Here is a 3,383-nt window from a genome sequence, read left to right as displayed (position 1 = left end):
ACAGGTGCAAGATTTTGAGAGAATCGTGCTTCAAAACCTTGCGTCTTCATCGGCCCGCGTCCTGTAGGGGCGAAGCATTCGGATAAAAAATCTACGGTTTCACCGATAGGTTATTGCCCGAATGCTTCGCCCGTACTTTTTCAGCAAACCCTATTTAATCTTGGTTCCGAGGGTGTTGGGTAACAGTCGTCAACCCAACTACGGGCTGCTGTCAAAAAGGCAAAAGCTGCCTGGGACGCACCCTAGAAAATCTCAAAAAAAAATCGACCCGCCCTTAGGCGGGAAAAAGAGAAAAAGGGTAAAAAAGGGTAAAAAGGGAATAAGGGTTACAGAGTCCTCCCAGCACCGCACACCACGCGAAAACCGAAGAAGAAGAAGAAGTAGCCGCGCCAATCGTTGAGGCTGCGGTAAGCGGAACGGCAGTAATCTGGATCGCCGTACCAAGAACCGCCCCGCAATATTTGAGAATGATTATCATTTGTCAGCCAAGCACTGCCATCCCTTGGCGCTCCGATATAGTTATCGTGCCAATTGTCCTCGCACCACTCCCAAACATTGCCACTCATGTCATAGAGTCCCCAAGCATTGGGCTTTTTCTGGCCCACAGGATGAGTTTTATCCTGAGAATTTCCGATATACCAAGCGTAATCTCCTAACTGATTAGCATCATCACCGAAATAATAGCGAGTGGTTGTCCCCGCACGACAAGCATATTCCCATTCCGCTTCTGTGGGGAGACGATAGGTTTTCCCTGTTATCTGACTCAATTTCTGACAAAAGGCTTGAGCGTCATTCCAACTAACCTTTTCTACCGGATTTTGCAGATTGTTTTTAAACTCAGAGGGATTTGTTCCCATTACCGCTTGATATTGTGCCTGAGTCACCGGATATTTCCCGATCGCAAAACTGTTGACTTTAACTTGGTGTTGAGGCTTTTCCTCATCCGAAGCATAGATAGCACTGTCAGGAGACCCCATGAGAAATTTACCTGCTGGTAAGCCTACCATCTCCAGTGTTATTCCCTTGGGTAGGTTTTCTGTAAATGGAGTTGGCTTTGTAAACCTGATAGATGCAGAACTTGAAGGACGAGGTGAAGGAGAAGGAGTAGGATTCTGACGAAACAACTGAGCGAAAATATTACTAGCGACTGTCCCTACTGTAAATAACCCCAAATTTATTAAGACTTTACGACGCGACCATCTTTGAGGAGGTATAGGTGAAGGAGATGATTTAATCGATACTGGGGGAGGTGGTGGCGAAACTGGACGAGGTGGTGGCGAAGAGGGCGATCTGGGCGCTACTTTAGGTGACGGTGTAGATGTCACAGTAGCGATACTGTTCCCCGGAAAAATATCAAGATTTAAATCACTAAATCGCTCACACCAATAACACTTTCCGTAACTGCGGTTGTAGTAATGATTATCAATTTTGCCACAGCGTATAACCTCTTTTAGTGCAGCTTCCAAAGTACCACGCCATTCCTTAGCCGTCGGTCGTCTGTGGGGGAATTTATGTCCCTCATTAAAACAGCGCAAAAATAAGGCGTGTAAGTCGGGATGTAAAATATTTAATGGGATTGTCGTATCACTAGGTACAAGCAATTGATCCCCAGAAAAAGGCCATAGTCCCCGTCGAATTAGTTCCGACTGTTCCAGGGAATCCCCTCCTCCTTGCCACAATCCCCGAAACGGCGGCCCGCTAAATAATAGATAATAAATAACAACTCCTAATCGAAAGCGATCATGCACTTCTGTTTGATCTACATCTGCTATATTCACTCCGATTAATTCCGCCGGTGTAAATCCTTCTGAGCCAACTAAACACCGATATATTTTACCGCTATAGGGATCTGATACTTGAAATGAATCTGTATCAATAATCGTAGGCAACGCCCGATTATTCACTAAGATATTTGCTAGCTTGATGTCTCCCAAAACATAACCTTTAAGGTGAATTGCTTGGATAATAGCGGCTATATTCCGCGCTACTACATGAAGAAAATACCAATTAGTTTCTAACTTGTATTTTCTTCTCATTATGGGCGTACAAAGCTTTAATAATGTTTCTGAACCCACCACTTCTGGCATTAAAAACCCAACGACTTTTCCCTGTTTATCTTCTAAGATAGAATAGGGCCAAGCGAAGGAAATATGGTTAAGATGAGCATTAGGATCACTGGGACGATTTCTCACCATTAACTGTAATTTATCAACCCTTTCATTATGGGGATTGTGGTAGATTTTCGCTAAGTACCCATTAAAGTTAGTGTGCCATACTTTCGCTTCGCCACTGTTCGCCAGTTCTTGCGTCAGTGTAATCCAGCGATTCTGTAGTTGACAGCGATAAGTTAAAGACATCAAAAAATCTCCGAGTATTTGTGCTGTTCAGAAAAATTTATATAAGTAGCCTGTGAAAAATAATATTTATATCAATACCTTGTTGTTCATGGGAACTAGAGTTGGTAGTCAGGAACTGACCACTGATTCAAAAGGATTGATTATAGGAACTCCTGTGCCAGCGAAGTCACTCACATTACGGGTGACTAGGATTAAGCCGTAGGTGAGTGCAGTAGCGGCGATCATTTTATCTAGAGCATTATGAGGATTGGGAACGCGCAATTTGCCCCAAACTTGGGCTTCAAGTGCTGTGAAATCTAGAATATGGTCGGTGTAGTCTTCCAAAACAGTCTGCAACCAGGTTTCTAACAGTTCGGCTTGGTGTTGGTCGCCACGATGTCGAATCAGGTCAACTCCTCGCCGCAGTTCGCCAATAGTGATAACGCTAAGATAAAGCGGCGCGGATTGCTCGACAGCTTGCTGGAAAAATTGCAGGACACCGGGGTTGGCTGTGCTTTTTTTACGCAATTCGCTAATAATATTAGTATCAATCAAATACTGGTTTGGCTGTGTCATCTTGAACGCGATCAAAGTCTGAATCGTTGCCAACGTTGGGAATCTGGCGTAGCACCTCTGCTAGGGATTTTCGTTGCGGTTGCAGCAAGGCTTTTTCTAAGATTTGGCGGTGTTCGGCTTCGGCACTGATCCCGTGTTGGCTGGCTCGCTTTTTGAGAGCTTTGACGATGGCTTCATCGATATTGCGGACGATTAAATCTGCCATAGACGACATCCGTTTGAGAGTGGTATTGTATTCTCAACCATTTAAATGATAGCAATGATAGTCAATGATCTTATCCTAGGTTGGGTTGAACGATAGTGAAACCCAACATTTTTTAATAATTGAGTTGGGTTTCGTCAAATCAATTCCTGTAAAATAGCTTCGATTTGTTGTTTTAGAGGAGGAATGTCATTTTCAACAATATCCCAAATAATCTCTAGATTGATACGAAAATATTCATGAATAGTTAAGTTTCTTAGATCGCTGGC

The 3,383-nt window shown here is 43.7% G+C and carries 4 protein-coding genes; all 4 read right to left on the bottom strand.

All coding sequences use genetic code 11. The features are described from left to right. Positions 1-326: 326 nt before the first annotated feature. Positions 327-2,357: an SUMF1/EgtB/PvdO family nonheme iron enzyme gene (locus O9300_RS05655; RefSeq protein WP_287970505.1), complete on the bottom strand. Its 2,031-nt coding sequence runs from the start codon at positions 2,355-2,357 to the stop codon at positions 327-329. Positions 2,358-2,465: 108 nt separating this feature from the next. Then, the gene (locus O9300_RS05650) at positions 2,466-2,912 is read right to left on the bottom strand and encodes a type II toxin-antitoxin system VapC family toxin (protein ID WP_041804214.1); all 447 of its coding nucleotides are present in this window, start codon (positions 2,910-2,912) and stop codon (positions 2,466-2,468) included. After that, on the bottom strand, positions 2,884-3,117 hold the full coding sequence (locus tag O9300_RS05645; RefSeq protein WP_002783562.1) for a FitA-like ribbon-helix-helix domain-containing protein: 234 nt from the start codon (positions 3,115-3,117) through the stop codon (positions 2,884-2,886). The genes O9300_RS05650 and O9300_RS05645 overlap by 29 nt, the downstream gene beginning before the upstream one ends. 134 nt (positions 3,118-3,251) lie before the next feature. Next, positions 3,252-3,383, bottom strand: a 132-nt coding sequence (locus O9300_RS05640) for a HepT-like ribonuclease domain-containing protein (RefSeq protein WP_287970508.1), incomplete at its 5' end; no start/stop codon positions are given.

Origin of the sequence: Microcystis sp. LE19-195.1E, from assembly GCF_027532095.1 — a bacterium.
Lineage (GTDB): Bacteria > Cyanobacteriota > Cyanobacteriia > Cyanobacteriales > Microcystaceae > Microcystis > Microcystis aeruginosa.
The sequence above is the reverse complement of the archived record's forward strand: the minus strand, read 5'-3'. Positions and strand labels throughout refer to the sequence as shown.

Excerpts from the sequence above, each read along its gene's own strand:
- O9300_RS05650 (WP_041804214.1), bottom strand. The coding sequence starts at position 2,912 with ATGACACAGCCAAACCAGTATTTGATTGATACTAATATTATTAGCGAA.
- O9300_RS05645 (WP_002783562.1), bottom strand. The coding sequence starts at position 3,117 with ATGGCAGATTTAATCGTCCGCAATATCGATGAAGCCATCGTCAAAGCT.
- O9300_RS05655 (WP_287970505.1), bottom strand. The coding sequence starts at position 2,357 with ATGTCTTTAACTTATCGCTGTCAACTACAGAATCGCTGGATTACACTG.